Genomic DNA, 23099 nt, shown 5'->3' on the forward strand with positions numbered 1-23099 from the left:
CGACGTCTCGGGTGCCGCGCCCGGCCGTCCCGCCGGCGACCGCGGCCGGCCCCGCGACGGCAGGCCGGGACGGCGGCCCGCCGGTCTGAGCCGGGGCGTCCCGTGCGCCGTGCTGGTCCGTCGCGACGTCTCGGGTGCCGCGCCCGGCCGTCCCGCCGGCGCCCGCCGTCGGTCCCCCGGCCCGCGGCGGTAGCCCGCCGGCCTGACGCCGGGGCGTCCCGTGCGCCGTGCTGGTCCGGCGCGACGTCTCGGGCGCCGCGCCCGGCCGTCCCGCCGGCGCCCGCCGTCGGTCCCCGGCCCGCGACGGTCGGCCGGGACGGTAGCCCGCCGGCCTGACGCCGGGGCGGCCCGTACGCCGTGTCCTCCGGACGCGTACGGACGGGCGGCTCGACGCCTGCTTTCGGATGACCCCGCAGCCTGTCGCCGGGGCCGGCCGGCCGGCGTGGCCGACGATCGAGAGCCTGCCGGGTCATCCGTGCCCGTGAACCCCGTCCGCCCGGAGGCAGCTGTGCACATCCTGCTCGTGGCCAGTGCGTTCAACAGCCTCACCCAGCGCGTCCACGCCGAACTGCGCGACCGCGGCCACACCGTGGCGGTGGAACTCGCCCTGCCCGGCCACTCGCTCGCCGAGGCCGTACGGCGGCACGCCCCGCGGCTCGTCCTGGCGCCGATGCTGAGGACGGCCGTACCCAGGGAGGTGTGGTCGGCGCACACCTGCCTCATCGTCCATCCGGGACCCATGGGTGACCGAGGGCCGTCCTCGCTGGACTGGGCGATCCACGAGGAGGCCGACCTGTGGGGTGTGACGGTGCTGCAGGCGGACGAGGAGATGGACGCGGGTGACGTGTGGGCGTCCGTCCCGTGCCCGGTCCCGCCGGTGGCGAAGAGCGACCTGTACCGGGGTGAGGTCGCCGACGCGGCGCTGGAGGCCGTCCTGTGCGCCGTGGACCGCTTCGCCACCGGCACCTACCGGCCGCTCGGACAGGGCGGCCCCGAAGGCGTCCCGGTGCGCGTCCGCCCCTATCTCGACCAGAGCGTCCGGCGGATCGACTGGGCCGAGGACTCCACGCGCACCGTCGTCCGCAAGCTGCGGGCCGCGGACTCGCAGCCCGGGGTGCTGGACGAACTGCTCGGCGGCGAGTGGTACCTGCACGGCGGCCACGCCGAGAGCGAACTGCGCGGCCGGCCGGGCGAGCTGCTGGCCACCAGGGCCGGCGCGATCTGCCGGGCGACCACGGACGGCGCCGTGTGGATCCCCGAGCTGCGGGCCAGACGCCTGCCGGGCGGGCCGCCCACGTTCAAGCTGCCCGCTGTGCAGGCCCTGGGCGAACACCTGCCCGCGCTGCCCGAACACACCCTGCCGCCGCTTCCCGAAGCCCGGGACTCCACCTGGACGGACATCCGCTACCGGGAGGACGGGGACGTGGGTTTCCTGTCGTTCTCCTTCCCCGGCGGCGCGATGAGCACGGAGCAGTGCCGGCGTCTGCTGGACGCCTACCGGGAGGCCTGCGCCCGCCCCACCTCGGTGCTGGTGCTCGGCGGCGAAAGGGACTTCTTCTCCAACGGCATCCACCTCAACGTCATCGAGGCCGCCGACGACCCCGGCGCCGAGTCCTGGGCCAACATCAACGCCATCGACGACCTGGTCGAGGCGGTGCTGACGACGACCGACCGGCTGGTGGTCTCGGCGGTCGGGGGCAACGCCGCCGCCGGCGGGGTGATGCTCGCCCTGGCGGCCGACGAGGTGTGGTGCCGCTCGGGTGCCGTGCTGAACCCCCACTACCGGCTCATGGGCCTGTACGGCTCGGAGTACTGGACGTACACCCTGCCGCGCAGAGTGGGCCCGGCGGCGGCCGAGCGGCTCATGCGCGAGGCCTTGCCGGTCAGCTCGGCGAGCGCCCTGCGGCTGGGGCTCGTCGACCGGGTCGTCGACTGCGGTCCGCAGGACTTCGCCGCGGAGACCGGCGCGCTGGCCGCCCGCCTCGCGGCACTGCCGGCGACGGCGTCCCGGATCGCCGCGAAGAAGAGGGACCTGGACGGGCAGCGGAGTGTGGCCCCGCCGGCCGCCTTCCGGGAGCGGGAGCTGGCCCGGATGCGCCGGACCTTCCAGGACCCGGACGCCCCCTATCACGCCCTGCGCCGTGCGTTCGTCACCAAGGAACGCCCGCGTCACACTCCGCCGCACCTCGGTGCCGACCCGGTCGCGCCCCCCGCTCCGGCGTCCTCCGGCGCCCGCGTCACTGGAACGGCCCAACATGGCGTCCCATCGGACGGGGACCACTGGTACCAAGAAGGCTGAGGTCCGAAATGCAGACCTTCATCCCATACCTCCCCAGGAGGCGGTCCCATGACTGAGGCGACGCCGGAGACGGTCGGCGCTGCGGACGCCGGAGACGCGCCCGCCGAAGAGACACCCACGATCCACATTCTCTGGATCAACGCGGGTCTGAGCTGCGACGGCGACTCGGTCTCGCTGACGGCGGCCATGCAGCCAAGCATCGAGGAGATCGTGCTCGGTGTGCTGCCAGGGCTGCCGAAGATCGCCGTCCACTGGCCGCTCATCGACTTCGAGTGCGGCCCGGTCGGCGGCGCGGACACGTTCATCGAGTGGTTCTTCAAGGGCGAGCGGGGCGAGATCGACCCGTTCGTGCTGGTCGTCGAGGGCTCCATCCCCAACGAGGCGATCAAGCCGGAGGGCTACTGGTGCGGCTTCGGGGACAACCCGGAGACCGGTCAGCCGATCACGACCAGCGAGTGGATCGACCGGCTCGCGCCCAAGGCACTGGCGGTCGTCGCCATCGGCACCTGTGCCACGTACGGCGGTATCCACGCCATGGCCGGCAACCCGACCGGCGCCATGGGCCTGCCGGACTACCTGGGCTGGGACTGGAAGTCCCAGGCCGGAATCCCGATCGTGTGCGTCCCCGGTTGTCCGATCCAGCCCGACAACTTCTCCGAGACGCTCACGTACCTGCTCTACCAGGCCTCCGGGCAGGCCCCGATGATCCCGCTGGACGACAAGCTGCGTCCGACCTGGCTCTTCGGGGCCACCGTCCACGAGGGCTGCGACCGCGCGGGCTACTACGAACAGGGCCAGTTCGCCCTGACGTACGACTCGCCGAAGTGCCTGGTCAAGCTCGGCTGCTGGGGCCCCGTCGTGAAGTGCAATGTGCCCAAGCGTGGCTGGATGAACGGCATCGGCGGCTGCCCGAACGTCGGCGGCATCTGCATCGCCTGCACCATGCCCGGATTCCCCGACAAGTTCATGCCGTTCATGGACGAGCCCCCCGGCGGGAAGGTGTCGAGCACCGCCAGCGGCGCCTACGGCGCGGTCGTCCGCAGACTGCGCACCATCACGGCCAGGACCGTGGACAAGGAGCCCAGGTGGCGCCACACCGGAGACAAGATCACCACCGGATACCGGCCGCCGTGGTGACGTCCCGCCGCGCGTGACCGCCCCGCGAGACGGACCCCCTCGCGCCTCCCGCACACCCGATGCACGCACCTGCGATGCGTGCACCCCCACCTCCCCGCGCAACGAAGGGCACGGCATACACGATGGCACCGACGACGAAGGCGGCCGGCGACGGCAGTGGCCTGGTGGAGATGGCCTGGGACCCGATCACCCGGATCGTGGGCAGCCTCGGCATCCACACCAAGATCGACTTCAAGCAGAAGCGGGTCGCGGAGTGCTACAGCACCTCGTCGGTCTTCCGCGGCTACAGCGTCTTCATGCGCGGCAAGGACCCTCGCGACGCCCACTTCATCACCAGCCGGATCTGCGGGATCTGCGGTGACAACCACGCCACCTGCTCGGTGTACGCGCAGAACATGGCGTACGGCGTGAAGCCCCCGCACCTCGCTGAGTGGATCATCAACCTGGGCGAGTCCGCGGAGTACATGTTCGACCACAACATCTTCCAGGAGAACCTGGTCGGGGTCGACTACTGCGAGAAGATGGTCAAGGAGACCAACCCCGGCGTCCTGGAACTGGCCGAACGCACCGAGGCACCGCACGCCGGGGAGCACGGCTACCGCACGATCGCCGACATCATGCGGTCGCTGAACCCGATCGAGGGCGAGTTCTACCGCGAAGCCCTCCAGGTGAGCCGCTACACCCGGGAGATGTTCTGCCTCATGGAGGGCCGCCATGTGCACCCCTCCACGCTCTACCCGGGCGGCGTCGGCACCATCGCCTCCGTACAGCTCTTCACCGACTACCTCAGCCGCCTGATGCGGTACGTGGAGTTCATGAAGCGGGTCGTACCGCTGCACGACGACCTCTTCGACTTCTTCTACGAGGCGCTGCCCGGGTACGAGGAGGTCGGCCGGCGCCGCGTCCTGCTCGGCTGCTGGGGCGCGCTCAACGACCCCGAGTACTGCGACTTCACCTACGCCAACATGACGGACTGGGGCCGGCGGATGTTCGTCACGCCCGGCATCATCGTCGACGGCAAACTCGTCACCAACGACCTCACCGAGATCAACCTCGGTATCCGCATCCTGCTGGGCAGCTCCTACTACGAGGACTGGCAGGGCCAGGAGCAGTTCGTCACCCACGACCCGCTCGGCAACCCGGTCGACCCGCGCCACCCGTGGAACCAGCACACCATCCCCGCCCCGCAGAAGCGCAACTTCGACGACAAGTACAGCTGGGTCATGTCGCCCCGCTGGTTCGACGGCAAGGAGCACCTGGCCCTCGACACCGGCGGCGGCCCCATCGCCCGGCTGTGGTCCACCGCCCTGTCCGGGCTCGTCGACACGGGCTACGTCAAGGCCACCGGCCACAGCGTGGTGATCAACCTGCCCCGCACGATGACCAAGCCCGAGACCACCTTCGAGTGGAAGATCCCGCGCTGGAGCAACGCGCTGGAGCGCAACCGCGCGCGCACCTACTTCCAGGCCTACACCGCCGCCATCGCCCTGCACTTCGCGGAGAAGGGGCTGGAGGAGGTCCGGGCCGGACGCACCCAGACCTGGGAGAAGTTCGAGGTGCCGGACGAGGGTCTCGGCGTCGGTTTCACCGAGGCGGTCCGAGGCGTCCTCTCCCACCACATGGTGATCCGCGACGGCAAGATCGCCAACTACCACCCCTACCCGCCCACCCCCTGGAACGCCAGCACCAGGGACACCTACGGCACCCCCGGCCCCTACGAGGACGCGGTGCAGAACACCCCGATCTTCGAGGAGAACACGCCCGAGAACTTCAAGGGCATCGACATCATGCGGGCCGTCCGCAGCTTCGACCCCTGTCTGCCCTGCGGCGTCCACATGTACGTCGGAGGCGGCAAGACCGTACAGAAGATGCACGTGCCCACCGGCCTGAGCGGACTGGGCGGATGAGCGCGGCGCCGGCCGGGCGGCCCGTGAACGCGGAGCAGACCGGACGCCGCATCGAGGATGTGCTGAACCGCCTGGCCGCCACCGGCGACCCGGCGGCGGCCGCGGCGGCGGAGGAACTCGTCCGCTCCCTCATGGACTTCTACGGCTCCGGACTGGCCCGCATCCTCCAGCTGCTGTCCGCCCCCGGCGAGCGGCGGACCTCCGGCGAGCCGCTCGCGCGCCTGCTCGGCGACGACCTGGTCGCGAGCCTGCTGGTGCTGCACGACCTCCACCCGGAGGACCGCGACAGCCGCATCGCCCGGGCCCTCGACAGCATCCAGGACCACGGCCTGGAAAGGGTGGGCTTCGACGAGAAGAGCGGCACCCTGAGTCTGCGGGCCTCCGCGGGCGGCGGCTGCGGCTGCGGCACCGGCACAGGCGGCGCCCAGCAGGCCGCCGAGGAGGCGCTCGCCTGCTTCGCGCCCGAGGTCACAGCCGTCGACGTACAGACAGCCGCCAAGGAACCCGCGCTGCTCCAGATCGGCACGGGCCCGAAGCCGGGTGCCGGGTCCGGTGCCAGGACGACAGCGGCGGCCGGTCCGGCACCGGCGAAGACGCGATGAGCGGGTTCCCGGCGCCCCTGCGGACACCCGGCCCGAGGCCGGGTGTCTCCGGCCTTCGCAGGTTCCTCGCCGAGCGCCCGCCCGCGCAGGAGCGGTGCGAACTGTGCGCGGTGACGGTGGCCGAGTCGGACCACCGTCACCTCGTCGACGTCGAGCAACGCGCCCTCGTCTGCGCCTGCGTGCCGTGCGCACTGCTCATGCAACAGCCGGGTGCCGCGGCGGGCCGCTTCCGCGCGGTCCCCGCCCGCTACCTCACAGACCCCGGCCATCACCTCGACGACCGTGCGTGGGAGGCGCTGCAGATCCCGGTCGGCGTCGCCTTCTTCTTCCACAACGCGGCGCTCGACCGCCTGGTCGCCCTCTACCCGAGCCCCGCCGGAGCCACCGAGAGCGAACTCGAACCCGCCACCTGGACCGAGGTCCTCGGCGGCAGCCGGCTGACCGCGCTGCTGGAGTCCGACGTGGAGGCGCTGCTGCTGCGCCGCACCGACGGCCGCTGCGAGTGCTACCTGGTGCCGATCGACATCTGCTACGAACTGGTGGGCCGTATGCGCCTGTTGTGGCAGGGCTTCGACGGCGGCGCCGAGGCCCGCGCCGCCCTCGACGCGTTCTTCGAGAACGTCGTGCGACAGGCCAGGCCCGTCCGCGAGACGGGAGCGCCGTGACGGAGTTCTCCTTCGCGTGCACCGGCGTGCGCGCCGACCGCTACGCCGCCGGTCCGACCCTCGTCTTCCGGCTTCGGGTCACGGCGGCCGGCGGCGCCCGCGTGCACGCTCTCGCGCTGCGCTGCCAGATCCGGATCGAACCCGCCCGCCGCGGCTACGAGGCCGCCGAGGCCGACGGCCTGGCGGACCTCTTCGGCGAGCGCTCACGCTGGGGCAGCACCCTCCAGCCGGTGCAGTTCGCCCAGGTGCCCCTGATGGTCCCCGGCTTCGCCGGAGAGACCGAGGTCGACCTCGTCGTGCCCTGCACCTACGACATGGACATCGCCGCCACCCGCTACCTGGCCGCGCTCGAGGGCGGGGAGGTTCCCCTGCTGCTGCTCTTCTCCGGTACGGCGTTCACCGGAGCGGGCGGTTTCCAGGTCGAGCCGATCCCCTGGGACCGCGAGGCCGCCTTCCGGATGCCGGTCCCGGTGTGGCGGGAGATGGTCGAGCAGCACTTCCCCGGGTGCGGCTGGATCCGACTGCCCCGCGACACCATGGACGCCCTTCTCGCCTACCGCTCGCGGCGCGCGCTGCCCTCCTGGGAGGCCACCCTGCGGGCCCTGCTCGACGACAGCGGTGCCGCCGACCCGCCCGGGACGGACCCGTTCCTCGCACTCACCGGCACCGGCACGAGCACCACCCCCGTCGGAAGGACCGAGCCGTGACCGTGACCGCGTTCGCCCCCGAGACGGAGGCACGGTTCGACCTCGCCCGGCAGGTGGCGGACGCCGTCCTGTTCGAGGGCTACGTGCTCTACCCCTACCGGGCCTCGGCGGCCAAGAACCGGCTGCGCTGGCAGTTCGGGGTGCTCGTGCCGCCGGCCTGGGGCGCCGAGTGCGAGGAGCACGACTTCCAGCACACCGAGTGTCTGATGGAGCCGAAGGCCGGCGCGACCCTCTCCGTCGAGCTGCGCTTCCTGCACGCCCGGCGGCGGACCGTGGAGCGGGTCCGCCCCGACGGCGGCTTCGAGACGGTGCGCGAACTCCAGCTGGACGACCGGGTGCTGGTGCCCTGGGACGAGGGCGCCGAGGAGCGGGTCGAGGTCGTCGCGGCCGTGGACGACCTGCTGGGGGACGGCATCACCGTCCCCTTCGGACGTCCCGCGCGGGAGGACGTCGCCCCGGTGCTGGACGCGGCCGGCCGGACCGTCGGCCGTACGGTACGGCGCTCCGAGGAGATCAGCGGCGCGGTGCGGCTGTCCGCCCGCGAGATCGACGGCCCCTACCGGGCCCTGCGGCTGACCGCCGTGGTCGAGAACACCACCCCGTGGACGCCCCCCGAGGGCCACGGCGCCGACCGGGACGCGGCGCTGCCGTACTCCCTGGTGGCCTCGCACCTCCTCATGGCACTCAGCGCCGGGTCGTTCCTGTCGATGACCGATCCGCCCGAGTGGGCCAAGGGCGCCGTCGCCACCTGCCGCAACCTGCACACCTGGCCCGTCCTCGCCGGTGAACCCGGCCGCGGGGACCTCGTGCTGTCCTCGCCGATCATCCTGGAGGACCACCCGGCCATCGCACCGGAGAGCCCCGGCGCGCTCTACGACTCCCTCGAGATCGACGAGATCCTCGCACTGCGGACCGCCGCCCTCACCGACCAGGAGAAGCGCGAGGCCCGCGGCACCGACGAGCGGGCGGCCGCGGTGATCGACCTCGCGGACTCGATGCCCGCGGAGGTGCTGGAGCGGCTGCACGGGGCGGTACGGAGCCTGCGTGAGGTGACCGGCGGGGCGAGCACCGCCGAACCGGCCGCCGAAGGGTTCCCCGACGAGCACGGAGTGCCCCGCCCGGACACCCCGTGGTGGGACCCGGCGAGCGAGGCCGGCTTCGACCCCGCACAGGACCGCGTCGTCGTGGACGGCCGTTCGCTGGGCGCGGGCAGTCGAGTGCTGCTGCGACCGGGCCTGCGGCGCTCCGACGCGCAGGACCTGTTCCTGCAGGGCCGCAGCGCGAAGGTCGAGGCGGTACTGCACGACGTGGACGGCGGGGTGCACCTCGCCGTCACGGTCGAGGGCGACCCGGGCGCCGACATCCGCCGGGAGCAGGGCCGCTTCCTGTACTTCCAGCCGGACGAGGTCACACCACTGGAGGACGAGGCGTGAACCGGCCCCCGGAAACAGCCCCGAGAACCCTCGTCGCCGGCATCGGCAACATCTTCCTCGGGGACGACGGCTTCGGCGTGGAGACCGTGCGCGGCCTCGTCGAACGGCAACTGCCCGAGCACGTCGAGGTCGTGGACATCGGCGTGCGGGGGGTGCATCTCGCGTACCAGCTCCTCGACGGTTACGACACCCTCGTCCTCGTGGACGCCACGGCACGCGGCCGGCGCCCCGGCACGCTGTACGTGATCGAGCACGACAGCCCCGGCACGGACGCGGCCGACAGCGGGCCCGCGCTCGACGGGCACGGGATGACCCCCGACACCGTCCTGGCGTTGCTGGACACGCTCTGTGCCGGGACCGGCGGGCAGCCGCCGCGGCGCACGCTGATCGTCGGCTGCGAACCGGCCTCGCTGGAGGAGGGCATCGGGCTCAGCCGGCCGGTGTCCGAGGCCGTACCGCGGGCCGTTCGGCTGATCGAGGAGTTGCTGTCGGACGGCGGGTCGGCGGGCGCCGGTTCACCGGCCGCTGTCGGCGAGGCCTCCCCATGAGACCAGTGAGACGAGTGAGATCAGTGAGACAGGTGAAACCAGTGAGCCGAGTGAAGCACGTGAGGAGACACGGGATGAAGAAGACGATCGTGAGCGGCGCGGCCCTCGTCGCCGCGGCGGCCCTTGCCGCGCAGCTCCTTCCCGACATCAGGCGCTACCTGCGGATCCGCAGGATGTGAACGGGCTTGTCCCGCCCACGCCGTGAGATTGCGTCGAACGGCGTACGCGTCGGCGGGTGACGGCGTGCCGGGCCGTGCGGCCCGGACCGCTCACCTCTAATGGAACCCGCCGAGGCATGTGCGGGCCGGCCCTGGGAGGACTGAGACCGATGCACGAGATGTCCGTGGCGCTCGCCGTGGTCGACCAGGTCGAGCAGGCCGCCGCGCAGGCCGGTGACGTCACGGCGGTGCGGTCGGTCCGGCTCCAGGTGGGTGAACTGGCCGGTGTCGTGGCCGACTCCCTCTCCTTCTGTTTCGAACTGGCCTGCGCCGGAACCGTGCTGGAAGGCGCCGAACTGGTCACCGAAGCGGTACCGGGGCGGGCCCGCTGCACGGACTGCGCACACGAATGGGCCGTCGGCATGCCGCCCCGGCTGGGCTGCCCTGAGTGCGGCGGGACGAGCACCGACCTGCTCGCGGGCCGGGAACTGCAGATCGTCAGCGTGCACTGGGAGGACGGCCGGCCGCACGCGCAAACCCGCGAACCGATCTCCGAGGAGCGCTGAACCATGTGCCGTGTCGTCGACCTGCAACAGGCCGTGCTCGCCAAGAACGACGCGACGGCGCACACCCTGCGCGCCGACCTGGCGGCCCGGGGCACCACGATCGTCAACCTGTTGTCGAGCCCCGGCAGCGGGAAGACCGCGCTGCTGGAACGCGAGCTGCTGCTGGCACGGGAGCGGTCGGTGCCCGTCGCGGGACTCACCGCCGACCTCGCCACCGAGAACGACGCCACGCGCCTGGCCCGGTCGGGCGTCCCGGTCAAGCAGGTCCTCACCGACGGGCTGTGCCATCTCGAGGCCGGAATGCTCGGCGGACACCTCGACGGCTGGCTGCCCGACGACACCCGGCTGCTGTTCGTCGAGAACGTCGGCAACCTGGTCTGCCCGGCCTCCTACGACCTGGGGGAGACCCTGAGAGTCGTCCTCGCCTCCGTGACCGAGGGCGAGGACAAGCCGCTGAAGTACCCCACCGCGTTCGGCCTCGCCCACCTGGTCGTCGTCACCAAGACCGACATCGCCGAAGCCGTCGAGTTCGACGAGACCGCCTTCCGCGCCAACGTCGAGCGGATCAACCCGGGGGTCGAGATCCTGCTGACGTCGGCACGCCGGGGCCGCGCGATCGGTGAGCTGCTCGACAGGGCACTGGCGGCGGCGGACGGCGCGCCCCTGCACACCCCCGTCATGGCCCGTCGACCGGACGGCCCGGGACACGGGCACGCGCACGCGCACGGCCACGACGAGGCGGTCGCCCACCACCACGGCGACGGGCAGGTCCACACACACGGCGCCGGTGCCATGGCGCGGAACCGCTCGTGAGCGGTCCGCCGCCTCCGGCCGTCGTGGCCGACGACGTGCCGGCGCGCCGTCGCGTCACCGTGCGGGGCGTCGTCCAGGGCGTGGGGTTCCGGCCGTACCTGTACAGCCTCGCCACCGAACTCGCCCTGGCCGGGCATGTGACCAACACCCCCGAGGGCGTGGTGGCCGAGGTCGAGGGGACCCGTTCTGCCGTCGCCCGGTTCTGCGAGCGGATCGCCGCGCAGGCACCCCCGCTGGCTCACGTGGAGTCCGTGCACCAGCTGGAGCTGCCCGCCACGGGAGGCGGCGCCTTCACCATCCTCGCCTCCCGGACCGACGGGCCGGTGCGCACCCTGGTCTCCCCGGACACGGCCACCTGCGCCGACTGCCTCCGTGAACTGGCCGACCCGGCCGACCGGCGACACCGCCACCCCTTCGTCAACTGCACCCACTGCGGCCCGCGCTTCACGATCGTCACCGGCGTCCCCTACGACCGGGCGCACACCACCATGGCCGGCTTCCCGATGTGCGCCGACTGCGCCCGCGAGTACGCCGATCCGGCCGACCGGCGCTTCCACGCGCAGCCGGTCGCCTGTCCCGCCTGCGGGCCGCGGCTGCGTCTGCTGGTGCCACGCGGCGCTTCCGCCGGAGGGCTGAAGAGCGTCGAGGGAGCGGACGCCGTCGCCGGGGCCCGCGCGCTTCTCGCCCGCGGGGCGATCCTCGCCGTGAAGGGCCTGGGCGGCTACCACCTGGCCTGCGACGCCTCGAACGCCGCGGCCGTCACGCTGCTGCGACGCCGCAAGGGACGGGGTGACAAGCCGTTCGCCGTCATGGCCCGGACCGTGGACGACATCGCGCACCTCGTGCGACCGGGCCGCGAGGAGCGAAGCCTGCTGGAGGGCGCCACCAGGCCCGTCGTACTGCTGCGACGACGGACCGGCACCGCCCCGGAGGCAGGTGCCGTGCGGCCGGCCGAAGCGGTCGCCCCCGGCAGCCCCGACCTCGGCGTCATGCTGCCGTACACGCCCCTGCACCACCTCCTGCTCGGTCTGCCCGGCGACCCCGACGGCCCCCGGCTCCTCGTGATGACCAGCGGAAACGGGGCCGGTGAACCCATCGTCACCGACGACACGGAGGCACTGGAGCGGCTGGCGCACCTCGCCGACGCCTGGCTCACGCACGACCGGGCGATCCACGTCCCGTGCGACGACTCCGTGGTCCGCGTCAGCGACGGAAAACCGCTGATGATCCGCCGGGCCCGCGGTTACGCCCCGCTGCCGATCCCCCTTCCGCTTCCCGTGCGCCCGGCTCTCGCCGTCGGCGGGGACCTCAAGAACGCGTTCTGCGTCGGGGAGGGCCGGCGGGCCTGGCTGTCCGCGCACATCGGCGACATGGACGACCTCGGCACCCAGCGGGCCTTCGAGCGTGCCGCGGCGCAACTGCAGTCCATCACCGGAGTGCGGCCCACGACCCTGGTGGCCGACCGGCACCCCGGCTACCGCTCGGCCGGCTGGGCCGGCCGGAACGCGGCCGGCCGGCCCGTCGTACGCGTCCAGCACCATCACGCCCACGTCGCCGCCGCGATGGCCGAACACGGACTGGACGGCAGCCGGCAGGTGATCGGCGTCGCCTTCGACGGCACCGGACACGGCGACGACGGTGCCGTGTGGGGCGGCGAGATCCTGCTCGCCGACTACGACGGCTTCACCCGGTTCGGGCACCTCGCGTACGTCCCGCTGCCCGGTGGCGACGCCGCAGTACGCCGGCCGTACCGCATGGCGCTGGCCCACCTGCGCGCGGCGGGGATCGGCTGGTCGGCCGACCTCGCCTGTGCCGCCGCCTGTCCGCCCGACGAACGCCTGGTACTGGCACGGCAGTTGGAGCGGAACCTGAACTGTGTCCCCACGTCCAGCATGGGCCGGCTCTTCGACGCCGTGTCCTCCCTCGCGGGCGTGTGCCACCTGGTCGGATACGAGGCCCAGGCGGCCGTCGAACTCGAGGCGGCCGCGCTGAACGCGCCCGCCGAGGACGTCACCACCTACACGTTCGCCCTCCGGACACCGGAGCCGGACGGCGGCGGCACGGTACGGGCCGATCCGGCCCCCGTCCTGGCGGCGATCGTCGGCGACCTGCGGGCCGGCACACGACCCGCCCTCATCGCGGCCCGCTTCCACCGGGCCGTCACCGGCCTGGTGCACCGGATGTGCGTGCGGGCCCGCGAACGCCACGGGCTGGACACCGTCGCCCTGACAGGCGGCGTGTTCGCCAACACCCTGCTCTCCTCGGCCTGCGCCGCGGCCCTGCGCGAGGACGGCTTCACGGTTGTGCGGCACCACCTGGTCCCGCCCAACGACGGCGGCCTGGCCCTCGGCCAGCTCATGGTCGCCGCCCGTGCCACGACGGCCCCGGCCACGGCCGCCGACCGATAACTGTCCCGGCAGCACCGGGCAACGCGCGACTCACACGAAAGGAGAGGCACATGTGCCTGGCGGTACCCGGCAAAGTGCTGGACATCGAGGAACGTGACGGCACCCGAATGGCCACCGTCGATTTCGGCGGCGTGGTCAAGGAGGTGTGCCTGGAGTACCTGCCCGACCTCCAGGTCGGCGAGTACGCCATCGTGCACGTCGGGTTCGCCCTGCAACGCCTGGACGAGGAGTCGGCGAAGCAGACACTCGAACTCTTCGCCGAAATCGGCCTGCTGCAGGAGGAGTTCGGCGACGCCTGGGACATGGCCGCCGAAGCGGGCGGAGGCGGGACGCTCCCGCTCGCGGGCGAGGACGTCGTCGAGGAGGTGCGCAAGTGAAGTACATCGACGAGTTCCAGGACCCCGAGCTGGCCCGCCGGCTCCTCGACGACATCCACGCCACGGTGACCAGGCCCTGGGCCCTGATGGAGGTCTGCGGAGGGCAGACGCACAGCATCATCCGCCACGGGATCGACCAACTGCTGCCCAAGGAGGTCGAGCTGATCCACGGGCCGGGCTGTCCCGTGTGCGTGACCCCGCTGGAGGTCATCGACAAGGCCCTGGAGATCGCCTCCCGGCCGGGCGTGATCTTCTGCTCCTTCGGCGACATGCTGCGGGTGCCCGGTACCGGCCGGGACCTGTTCCAGGTCCGGAGCGAGGGCGGCGACGTGCGCGTCGTCTACTCGCCGCTCGACGCCCTGCGCATCGCGCAGCAGAACCCGGACCGCGAGGTGGTGTTCTTCGGCATCGGCTTCGAGACCACCGCGCCGCCCAACGCCATGACGGTCCATCAGGCCCGCAGGCTGGGCGTCACGAACTTCAGCATGCTGGTGTCGCATGTGCGCGTACCACCCGCCATCGAGGCCATCATGAGCTCGCCGAGCTGCCGTGTGCAGGGCTTCCTCGCGGCCGGGCACGTGTGCAGCGTGATGGGCGTGGGGGAGTACCCGGAACTGGCCGAACGCTTCCGGGTGCCCATCGTCGTGACCGGATTCGAGCCACTGGATATCCTCGAAGGCGTGCGCCGCGCCGTCCGCCAGCTGGAGCGCGGCGAGCACACCGTCGACAACGCCTACGCCCGCGCCGTCCGCCCGGAGGGCAACCCGGCCGCCCGGGCGATGCTGGAGGACGTCTTCGAGGTCACCGACCGTGCCTGGCGCGGCATCGGAGTGATCCCCGACAGCGGCTGGCGGCTGGCCCCGAAGTACCGCGACCACGACGCGGAACACCGCTTCTCGGTCGAAGGCATCCAGACCCGTGAACCGGCCGAGTGCCGCAGCGGCGAGGTCCTGCAGGGGCTCCTCAAGCCGCACGAGTGCGAGGCCTTCGGCACGCTCTGCACACCCCGCAACCCCCTCGGAGCCACCATGGTCTCCAGCGAGGGCGCCTGCGCCGCGTACTACCTCTACCGGCGACTGGACATCACCAACGCGGCCCGGGAGGCGACCCCCGTTGTCTGACACCACCGATCTCCGCGGGCCGGCGCTCGACGTCGAGGCCTGGACCTGTCCCGCTCCGCTGCGCGACCGGCCCCGTGTGGTCATGGGCCACGGCGGCGGCGGGGCGCTGTCCGCCGAACTGGTGCAGCAGATCTTCGCGCCCGCCTTCGGGGGAGAGGTGCTCGCCCAGATGGGTGATGCCGCCGCTCTCACCCTGGGCGGTGCCCGGCTGGCGTTCTCCACCGACTCGTTCGTGGTACGGCCGTTGTTCTTCCCCGGTGGCAGCATCGGCGACCTCGCCGTCAACGGCACCGTCAACGACCTCGCCATGAGCGGCGCCCGGGCCGCCTACCTGTCCTGCGGATTCATCCTGGAGGAGGGCGTCGAACTGGACGTCGTCTCCCGGGTGGCCGAGGCGCTGGGTGCGGCGGCGCGCACCGCGGGCGTCGAGGTGGCGACCGGCGACACCAAGGTGGTGGAGGCCGGACACGGCGACGGGATCTTCATCAACACGGCCGGCATCGGCCTCATCCCCCCGGGCGTCGATCTGCGCCCGGGCCGGGTGGTCGCCGGCGACGTGGTGATCGTCAGCGGTGCCATCGGCGTCCACGGTGTGGCGATCATGAGCGTGCGCGAGGGTCTGGAATTCGGTGTGGAGATCGAGAGCGACTGCGCGGCGCTCGGCGGCCTGGTCGACGCCATGCTCGCCGTCACCCCGGATCTGCACGTGCTGCGTGACCCCACGCGGGGCGGGCTGGCCGCCGCGCTGAACGAGATCGCGGCGGCCTCCGGCGCGGGGGTGGTCGTCCGGGAGCGCGACGTGCCCGTCCCGGCGGCCGTGGCCAATGCCTGCGCCATCCTGGGTCTGGACCCCATGTACGTCGCCAACGAGGGCAAGCTGGTGGCCTTCGTGCCGCGTGAGCACGCCGACGCGGTGCTCGAGGCGATGCGCGCACATCCGCTGGGAGCGGACTCCGTGATCATCGGGGAGGCCGTCGCGGAACACCCCGGCCTGGTGGTGGCCCGCACCGGGCTCGGGGGCACGCGGGTGGTGGACCTGCCGCTCGGCGAGCAGCTTCCGCGGATCTGCTGATCCCCGGCTCCGGCCGGCGGCTAGGAGCCGTCCGGCCGGAGGGGAGGTGCCGGGTGAACGTTGCCTGTTGCGGCACTAGCCGGGTCGTTGCCCGGACGGCGGATCCTTGGGGTCCACGCCCGAGAACGCGGAAGCGTCCTTGCCGCCGGCCGGGCGCTGGGAACGCCCCCTGCGCTCGGTTTTCCCCATGCCCTCTTCGTCCTGCTCGGCGTACTCCTCACCGCGTGTGCTGGCGCTCTTGACCGTGTCGCCGGGCACGGCCTTCTTCTCCTGCGCGGACTTCTTCCGGCCCCGGCCGCTTTCGCCGGCGTGCTCCTCCGCGTGGAAGGAACGGTGGGCGCTCGGGTTGTCCTGCTGACGCGTCTCGTCCACGTCGGGCGACCAGCCGTGCTGTCCTTCGCCCTGGTGACGGCTCGGGCCTTTCCCGTGCGACGGCTCGGAGGGATGTGGTTTGTTCGGCATGGACTGACCTGCCTGTTTCCGTTCCGTGGGAGACGCGGATGGCGCACCTCCGCTATGCGACCAATTGTCCCACTCTGATATCGGTGGGGCATGTGCGCCTGGGACATGTGGGTGGCGGACATGTGGGCCGTCAGAGCGACTGCTCGGTCCAGATCGTCTTGCCCGGGGCCGTGTAGCGGACGCCCCAGGCCTGGGCCAGCTGCGCGGTGATGAACAGCCCGCGTCCGCCTTCGTCGACACCGGCCGCGTGGCGCAGGAGTGGCGCGTCCGAGCCGGTGTCCCGCACCTCGCAGGTCAGGGTGAGGTCGTGGATCAGCCGCAGTTCGAGCGGTGGGCTGCCGTACCGCACCGCGTTGGTGACGAGTTCACTGACGATGAGCCGGGTGTTGAAGGCGGTCTCGTCGTCCACGTCCCACGCGGCGAGCTGTCGGGCCGTACGGCGTCGGGCGAGGGCCACGGCAGCGGGGTCCGGATCGATCGGCCAGGCCACGAACCGGTCGGGGGAGAACGCCCGGGTGCGCGCGACGATCACCGCGGCGTCACCGGCCCCGAGGCCGGCCGGGAGTGCGTAGACGAGGGCGTCGCAGAGCTCCTGGATCGGGCGGTCGCGGTAGTCCGGCGCCGACGGCAGCGGCCCCGGGGCCTCGGCGAGATACGCGGTGAGGACCGGATCGCTGGTGAACACCAGGACGCTGCCGTCCGGGACCTCGACGTCCACGGCCGCGAAGGGGGCACCCTCCGCCGTGCCCAGCCGCGGCCCACCCGGTGAGGCGGGGAGGCTGACGGTGTGGTCGGGGCGTACGACGAGGGGGCCCAGCCGGCCGGCCGTGGCCATCGTGCACCTGCCGGTCACCGGGTCGTGGACGGCGTACACGCAGTCGGCGGTGAGTACGTCCCGGCGGAGCGCATCACCGAGCGGGAGATGTCCGCGCTCGGCGGCGAGATGGCCCGCCGTGCCGTGCAGGCGGGCGAGGAGTTCGTCGGGAGGGAGGTCGAACGCCGTCAGGGAGCGTACGACGGTACGCAGCTGTCCCATGGTCGCGGCCGCGTTCAGTCCGTGTCCCGACACCTTGCCGACGACGAGGGCGGTGCGGGCGCCGGACAGCGCGATGGTGTCGTACCAGGAGCCGGGATCGGCCCCGGTGACGGAGAGGTAGGCGGTCTCCAGCGACGCGTGGCTCACAGGGCGCCGCGGCAGCAGTTGGCGCTGGACCGTCGCGGCGACGGTGTGCTCCCGGGCGTAGCGCCGGGCGTTGTCGAGGCACAGCGCCGTGTGCGAGGCCAGCTCCACCGCGAGCTCCCGGTCGGCTTCGTCGAAGGGCGCCGAGTCTCCGGTGCGGTACAGACTCACGATGCCGAGGGCCGCGTCACGCAGCGCCAGCGGCACCACCAGCAGGGAATGCGCTCCGGCCGAGCGGATCGCCTCCGCGACCGGGGGGTCCGCGGACAGCCATGGCGCGGCCGCGTGCAGCGGGACCACGCGCGGACGCAGGTCTGCCAGGGCCTGGGTGAACGGTGTCGGCGCGGGCAGCCGGCGAACCTCGCCCACCGGATGCGCCTGCTGCGGCCGGGCATGAGTGCTGCGGAACGCGGTGCGCATCACGGGCGTGCCCGTGGGTGCCGGGGCCACCGGCGGGTCGCCGCCGCGGATCACGGCGTCCACCACCTCCACGACCGCGATGTCGGCGAACGCGGGGACCACCGCCTCGACCAGTTCCTCGCCGGTCACGGCCGGGTCCAGGATGCGTCCCACCTTGCCGCGTACGGCGTCCAGCACCACGGTCCGGGCACGGGCCCGCTCCCGCTCGGTGACGTCGACCGACGTGACCGCCACCCCGAGCACCCACCCGTCCGGGTCCACCAGGCGCAGCGCGGTGACCTCGAACCGCCGCTCCTGGGGCCGGATGCCGTCGACACGCGCCCGCATGATGCGCTGCTGGACGGGGACGCCGGTGTCCAGCACCTCACGCAGGAGTGCCTCCACGTCGCCCTCGACCATGGCGTAGACGTCCCGGGCCGGCCGCCCCACCAGGTCCTCCAGAACCACGCCCCGCATGGCGGGGGTGGTGGCGTTGATCCGCACCACCCGTAGATCGGTGTCCAGCAGGTGGAGCCCGATCGGTGACTGCGTGAACAGCGCCTCCAGCATCGAGACCGCCGTCTCGGCGACGTGCCGGCCGGGATCGCCGTGCGCCACGGGGATACCTCCGAGCTCGGTCCTGTGCTTGCTCCGGTGGGCGGTTGCCGCGAACCGGGCGCGCCTCCAGGGTGCTCCGCGGCCGTCCTGTCCGCACCCGGAGGAGACGGCCGTACCCGAGGAGACGGCCGTACCCGAGGAGACGGCCGTACCCGAGGAGACGGCCGTACCCGAGGAGACGGCCCCACGGTGGCGCGTCGCAGACCTGCGACGCGCCACCGTGGGGCCGGGCCGATGGGGTCGAAGCGCCCGTGCGGCGAGCGTGCGCGGGGGAACACTGGGATGCTGGGAGATGAGCGCTGCCCATGATCCGTCGAGCAGTGGTGGTGAGCGCCATGGCCGGTTTCGGGAAGAACGGTTCGGGAGGCAACGCGCCGAGCGCGGACCCCCAGGGTGATCCGTTCATGCGGACCCGGTTCGCCATACCGGCGAGGCCGGCCACGTTTCTGCGCCGCAAGCGCCTTGCCACGCACCTGGACCAGGCGCTTCTGACACCGTTGACCATGGTCAACGGAGCCGCCGGCGCCGGCAAGACCCTGCTGGTCGCCGACTGGGCCAGCGGGCGGAACCGGTCCGTCGCCTGGCTCACCAGCGACGCGGCGGACCAGGGCTGCGGGATGTTCTGGGCGTACCTGCTCCAGACGCTGCGTGTCTCCGGTGTGCCGCTGCCCCCCGAAGTCCACTTCCCCGCGGAGGCCGGCCACGTGGACCACGCGCTCCTCGCGCGGCTCGCCGCCGATCTGAGCGGCCGGGACCGGCCCGTGATCGTGGTGCTCGACGAGTACGACCGGGTCACCGACCCGCAGGTCGCCGAGCAACTGGGCTTCGTCCTGCGCAACGCCGGAGCCGGGATGCGTCTGATCCTCGTGACGCGTACGGAACCGATGCTGCCGCTGCACCGGTACCGGGCCGCCGGGGACCTGACGGAGATCAGGGACGCGGAGCTGGCCTTCACCGCCGAGGAGGCGGCCGCGCTCCTGGACCTCCACGGGTTGTCCCTGCCGGTGCCCGCCGCGCGTGCGCTCGTGGAGCGCACCCGGGGCTGGGCCGCCGGACTGCGGCTGTGCGCCCTGGCCGCGCGGGAACGCCCGGACCCGGAGACGTATCTGAAGGAGTTCGAGGCCGACCGCACCACGGTCGCCGATTTTCTGCTGGCGGAGGTGCTCAGACGGCAGACTCCCCAGACGCAGGACCTCCTGCTGCGGGTCAGCGTCCTGGACCGCTTCTGCCCGGAGCTGGCCAACGTGCTCACCGAGCGCACCGACGCCGGACCCATCCTGGCCGCGCTGCACCGGGAGAACGCCTTCGTCGAGGACCTCGGCCACGCCTGGTGCCGGCTCCACCCGCTGTTCGCGGAGATCCTCCGGGCACACCTGCGCGAGCGGTCCCCCGGTCTGGAGCCCGAACTTCACCGCCGGGCCGCCCGATGGCTGCGGCACTCCGGCGCCCTCGCGGAGAGCCTCGGGCACGGCGCCGCCGCGGGCGACTGGGAGCTCACCGCCGACACCCTCGTCGACGACCTCGCCATCGGCCAGCTCTTCACCGGCCTGCGCTGCGACGACCTGGCCGAGCTGTTCTCCGGTATGGGATCGGAGGCCACGGGTCCCGCCCCTGACCTCGTCCGCGCGGCCCGCGAGCTGTCCCGGTGCGACCTCGACCGCGGCCTGACCCACCTGCATCACGCGGAACGGAGCCTGGCGGAGGAGAAGGGCGCGGACCAGGACACGTACGGGCTCGCGGCCGCCCGGCTGAGCTGTGCCCTGCTGGAAGCCCTGGCCGCCAGGCTGACCGGTTCGCCCGCGCGGGCGGAGATGGCGGCCGAGGCGGCCGGGAACCTGTGGGAGCAGGTCCCCGCGCACCTGCTCGACAAGCATCCCGAACTCACCGCACTCCTGCTGACCCATCTGGGCTCGACGAGGCTGTGGGCCGGACGGTTCGACGACGCGCGTGCCGTTCTGTCCACGGTGGCCGAGGGTTCCGGCGGGGCCGCGACGGCGCTCCCGCGCGAGGACTCACTGGGCCGCCTGGCGTTGATCGACTATCTGAACGGGTGGCTCGGCAGGGCGGAGCGCAGGGCCATGGAGGCGCTGACCGAGACGGAGCGGTTCAGCCTGTCGCAGCCCTCCGGCTCCGGAATCGGGCGGCTGGTCCTCGCCGCCGTGGCCGTCGACCGCAACGAACTCGGCCAGGCGCAGAGCCTCCTCGACGAGGCGGCCGAATCCCACCCGGCGATGCGGGACCCGGTGATGGAAGCGGGCCGGGCCATCGCCACCGCGCGCCTGCTGCTGGCCCGCGGCCACCCGCAGGCCGCGCTCGAACGGGCGGACGCGGCCGTCACCGCGGCCGTGGTCTCACCCTGGGCCGAGGGCCAGACGGCGCTGGTGGCCTCCGCCGCACACCTGGCGGAGGGGCGCCCGGAGGCAGCCGTCAAGCTGTTGCGGGGGGTGCCCGGGGACCAGGTGGCGTGTGCGGTCGGCGCGGCGCGGGCCCACCTCGCCGTGGGCGAGCACGGCGCGGCGCTCGACCTCCTCGACCTCGTGCCTCCCGACGGCCGCGTCGGGCCGGCGGTGACCGTCCGGGCGACGCTGGTCAGGGCGCAGGCCGCGGAAGCGAGGGGGGACTCGGCCACCTCGCGCAGCCTCGTCGCGCAGGCACTGCGGGAGGCCCGGCCCGAGCGGTTGCGGCGCCCCTTCCTGGAGGCCGGACCGTGGATCCGGCCCCTCCTGAGCACGGCACCGCTGCGATCGCTGACGGAGGGCTGGCTCACCCCCGGTGCCCCGTCGCACGGTGGTCCGCCCCGGCCCGAGGACCGGTTCCCGCCGGTCGTGGAGGAACTGAGCGGGCGGGAGCACGACGTGCTGGAACGGCTGGCCCAGATGATGTCGACGCAGGAGATCGCGGCCGATCTGTACGTGTCGGTGAACACGGTCAAGACCCACCTCAAGAGCGTCTACCGGAAGCTGGCGGTGAACCGTCGCAACGACGCGGTCCGCCGCGCGCGCGAGCTGCGGCTGCTGTGACCGGGCGGCCGGGACCTTTCGGGCCCCGAGGGCCCCGATTCCCCGCGGGACCCGAAAGTGCCGACCACCGAAGACGCCGGCCGGCTCAGAGGCTCTCGGCCCGGATCCTGCCGGAGCGGGCGGCGGCCCCCAGCGTCTCGAAGTCCCGCTCGTTCTGGTCGGCGTACACCTGGGCGAAACCGGTGAGCGCGCGGTCGAAGCGGTCGCTCCCGCCGAGGTAGGCGGCGATCGCGACGGGGTCGCCGGAACGGGCGTGGGCCCGCGCCAGACACGCCCCGCACAGTCGTGCGAAGAGACGGAGCAGGCCGGGGTTCATCATCTCCGGCCGCGCGATGCCCTTCCAGTCCCGCAGCTGCCGTACGTAGAAGTCCCTGCCGCGCCCGTCGAAGCCCGTGACATGGGTCCAGCCCAGGAAGATGTCGCTGGTGGTCTGGATGAGGCGCTGGCCGGCGACCACACGGCGGCCCTGGTTGTCGTAGCGGTCGCCGCCGGTGTGGGCGGCGAGGACGGACTCCTGTGCCTCCTTGGCCTGCAGCAGAAGCGGGTCGGTGTCGTCCCGGCCGAGCAGCAGCAGGATCCAGCAGCGCGTGCCGACGCTGCCGACGCCGACCACCTTCCGGGCCATGTCGACCAGGCGGTAGTGGTGCAGCAGGTGGCGTCGTTCCGACGACAGGGTCCGCGCGTAGGCGTCCACGACGGTGCGGAGTTCCTTCTCCTCGGCGTCCCCGGAGGAGTCGGTCAGCAGGTCGCGGAGCGGGATGATGAGCGGTGGGTCCGGTGCGATCCGCCGGCCTTCCGCCGTGACCCGGGTGAGTTTCTCGAAGGCCTGGAGATGGGTGCGCGTACGGGCCTTCGCCGTCGCCTCTGCCGTACGGCGCCTGGCCTCCTTGTCCATCGACGAGGCCATCAGTTCGCGCATGTGGTCGGCGTCGTCCTGGGCGTACCAGATGTCCAGGGTGCGCATGCCGGCGAAGGTGCGCATCCGCTCCCGGTAGGCACGCACGCACGCGCGCACGATGCCGTTCTGTTCCTTGACCGAGAAGCCGTTGGCGCGGCCCGCGATCGCGAAGCTGGCCGCCAGTCGCTTGACGTCCCATTCGAAGGGCCCGGCCAGGGTCTCGTCGAAGTCGTTGATGTCGAAGACGAGACGGCGTTCGGGCGAGGCCAGCAACCGGAAGTTGAGCAGGTGGGCGTCTCCGCAGAGCTGGACCGTCAGACCGGTGTTGGGGAGGGGCCCGAGGTCCGTCGCCATGATCGACGCCGCGCCCCGGTAGAAGCGGAACGGGGACTCCAGCATGCGGCCGTAGCGGATGGGCACCAGGTCCTTGAGCCGGGTGGCCGACTGCTCCTCTATCACCTCGACGGGGTCCGGGCGTTTCGACTCGGCCTCGAACCAGCCATGACACGAACGGGACGCGCGCGTACGGGCGTGTCTGCCGTACCGCGCTCTCTCGGCCGGTGACGGGGACGCCGTGAACGCACTGGCTATGGTCATGGCTCGAACCTTCCGGACCCCGTCCCAGTGGCACGCGGTGACGGCGCCGTGGCGCGCACCCGACTCGCGCGGGCGACGCGGTCACCGGCCGCCTCCGGCACGTCGCCCGCCC

Annotated in this window: 19 protein-coding genes; 16 read left to right on the forward strand and 3 right to left on the reverse strand. The window is 72.7% G+C overall.

What is annotated here, in order from left to right; all coding sequences use genetic code 11:
* Nucleotides 1-508 precede the first annotated feature (508 nt).
* The 15 genes from OG985_RS39975 to hypE all read left to right on the forward strand — a co-directional run bounded on the left by OG985_RS39975 (nucleotide 509) and on the right by hypE (nucleotide 15813).
* Complete coding sequence (locus tag OG985_RS39975) at nucleotides 509-2299, forward strand: hydrogenase maturation protein (RefSeq protein WP_371673274.1); 1791 nt, start codon at nucleotides 509-511, stop codon at nucleotides 2297-2299.
* 48 nt (nucleotides 2300-2347) lie between these two features.
* Nucleotides 2348-3436, forward strand: a complete 1089-nt coding sequence (locus OG985_RS39980) for a hydrogenase expression protein HypE (protein WP_371673275.1) — start codon at nucleotides 2348-2350, stop codon at nucleotides 3434-3436.
* Nucleotides 3437-3558: 122 nt separating this feature from the next.
* Entirely contained in the window at nucleotides 3559-5343 is a 1785-nt protein-coding gene (locus tag OG985_RS39985; protein ID WP_371673276.1) for a nickel-dependent hydrogenase large subunit, read from the forward strand.
* A complete protein-coding gene (locus OG985_RS39990) occupies nucleotides 5340-5945 on the forward strand; it encodes a hypothetical protein (protein ID WP_371673277.1) in 606 nt (201 codons plus the stop codon). The genes OG985_RS39985 and OG985_RS39990 overlap by 4 nt, the downstream gene beginning before the upstream one ends.
* Nucleotides 5942-6610 (forward strand): DUF5947 family protein, encoded by a 669-nt coding sequence (locus OG985_RS39995; RefSeq protein WP_371673278.1) that lies wholly within the window; start codon nucleotides 5942-5944, stop codon nucleotides 6608-6610. The genes OG985_RS39990 and OG985_RS39995 overlap by 4 nt, the downstream gene beginning before the upstream one ends.
* Nucleotides 6607-7317 (forward strand): DUF6084 family protein, encoded by a 711-nt coding sequence (locus OG985_RS40000; protein ID WP_371673279.1) that lies wholly within the window; start codon nucleotides 6607-6609, stop codon nucleotides 7315-7317. Before OG985_RS39995 ends, OG985_RS40000 begins: the two co-directional genes overlap by 4 nt.
* Nucleotides 7314-8750: a hypothetical protein gene (locus OG985_RS40005; protein ID WP_371673280.1), complete on the forward strand. Its 1437-nt coding sequence runs from the start codon at nucleotides 7314-7316 to the stop codon at nucleotides 8748-8750. Before OG985_RS40000 ends, OG985_RS40005 begins: the two co-directional genes overlap by 4 nt.
* Nucleotides 8747-9298: a hydrogenase maturation protease gene (locus OG985_RS40010; RefSeq protein ID WP_371673281.1), complete on the forward strand. Its 552-nt coding sequence runs from the start codon at nucleotides 8747-8749 to the stop codon at nucleotides 9296-9298. The genes OG985_RS40005 and OG985_RS40010 overlap by 4 nt, the downstream gene beginning before the upstream one ends.
* A gap of 74 nt (nucleotides 9299-9372) precedes the next feature.
* Complete coding sequence (locus OG985_RS40015) at nucleotides 9373-9477, forward strand: hypothetical protein (protein WP_371673282.1); 105 nt, start codon at nucleotides 9373-9375, stop codon at nucleotides 9475-9477.
* A gap of 149 nt (nucleotides 9478-9626) precedes the next feature.
* Nucleotides 9627-10022: a hydrogenase maturation nickel metallochaperone HypA gene (gene hypA, locus OG985_RS40020; protein WP_371673283.1), complete on the forward strand. Its 396-nt coding sequence runs from the start codon at nucleotides 9627-9629 to the stop codon at nucleotides 10020-10022.
* 3 nt (nucleotides 10023-10025) lie between these two features.
* Nucleotides 10026-10835: a hydrogenase nickel incorporation protein HypB gene (hypB, locus tag OG985_RS40025; RefSeq protein WP_371673284.1), complete on the forward strand. Its 810-nt coding sequence runs from the start codon at nucleotides 10026-10028 to the stop codon at nucleotides 10833-10835.
* A complete protein-coding gene (gene hypF, locus OG985_RS40030; protein WP_371673285.1) occupies nucleotides 10832-13243 on the forward strand; it encodes a carbamoyltransferase HypF in 2412 nt (803 codons plus the stop codon). Before hypB ends, hypF begins: the two co-directional genes overlap by 4 nt.
* A gap of 50 nt (nucleotides 13244-13293) precedes the next feature.
* Nucleotides 13294-13620: a HypC/HybG/HupF family hydrogenase formation chaperone gene (locus OG985_RS40035; protein ID WP_371673286.1), complete on the forward strand. Its 327-nt coding sequence runs from the start codon at nucleotides 13294-13296 to the stop codon at nucleotides 13618-13620.
* Nucleotides 13617-14741: a hydrogenase formation protein HypD gene (hypD, locus tag OG985_RS40040; protein WP_371673287.1), complete on the forward strand. Its 1125-nt coding sequence runs from the start codon at nucleotides 13617-13619 to the stop codon at nucleotides 14739-14741. Before OG985_RS40035 ends, hypD begins: the two co-directional genes overlap by 4 nt.
* A complete protein-coding gene (gene hypE, locus OG985_RS40045; protein ID WP_371673288.1) occupies nucleotides 14734-15813 on the forward strand; it encodes a hydrogenase expression/formation protein HypE in 1080 nt (359 codons plus the stop codon). Before hypD ends, hypE begins: the two co-directional genes overlap by 8 nt.
* Nucleotides 15814-15888: 75 nt before the next feature.
* Here the strand turns inward: hypE and OG985_RS40050 are convergent, their stop codons facing one another.
* Complete coding sequence (locus OG985_RS40050) at nucleotides 15889-16275, reverse strand: hypothetical protein (RefSeq protein ID WP_371673289.1); 387 nt, start codon at nucleotides 16273-16275, stop codon at nucleotides 15889-15891.
* Nucleotides 16276-16405: 130 nt separating this feature from the next.
* A complete protein-coding gene (locus OG985_RS40055; protein ID WP_371673290.1) occupies nucleotides 16406-18472 on the reverse strand; it encodes a SpoIIE family protein phosphatase in 2067 nt (688 codons plus the stop codon).
* Nucleotides 18473-18777: 305 nt separating this feature from the next.
* On the opposite strand from OG985_RS40055, the gene OG985_RS40060 reads away from it, so the two are divergent.
* Nucleotides 18778-21492 (forward strand): LuxR C-terminal-related transcriptional regulator, encoded by a 2715-nt coding sequence (locus OG985_RS40060; RefSeq protein WP_371673291.1) that lies wholly within the window; start codon nucleotides 18778-18780, stop codon nucleotides 21490-21492.
* Nucleotides 21493-21577: 85 nt separating this feature from the next.
* Here OG985_RS40060 and OG985_RS40065 read toward each other — a convergent pair whose 3' ends face one another.
* On the reverse strand, nucleotides 21578-22987 hold the full coding sequence (locus OG985_RS40065) for a DUF2252 domain-containing protein (RefSeq protein ID WP_371673292.1): 1410 nt from the start codon (nucleotides 22985-22987) through the stop codon (nucleotides 21578-21580).
* Between the last annotated feature and the right edge of the window lie 112 nt (nucleotides 22988-23099).

The organism is Streptomyces sp. NBC_00289 (genome assembly GCF_041435115.1).
Lineage (GTDB): Bacteria > Actinomycetota > Actinomycetes > Streptomycetales > Streptomycetaceae > Streptomyces.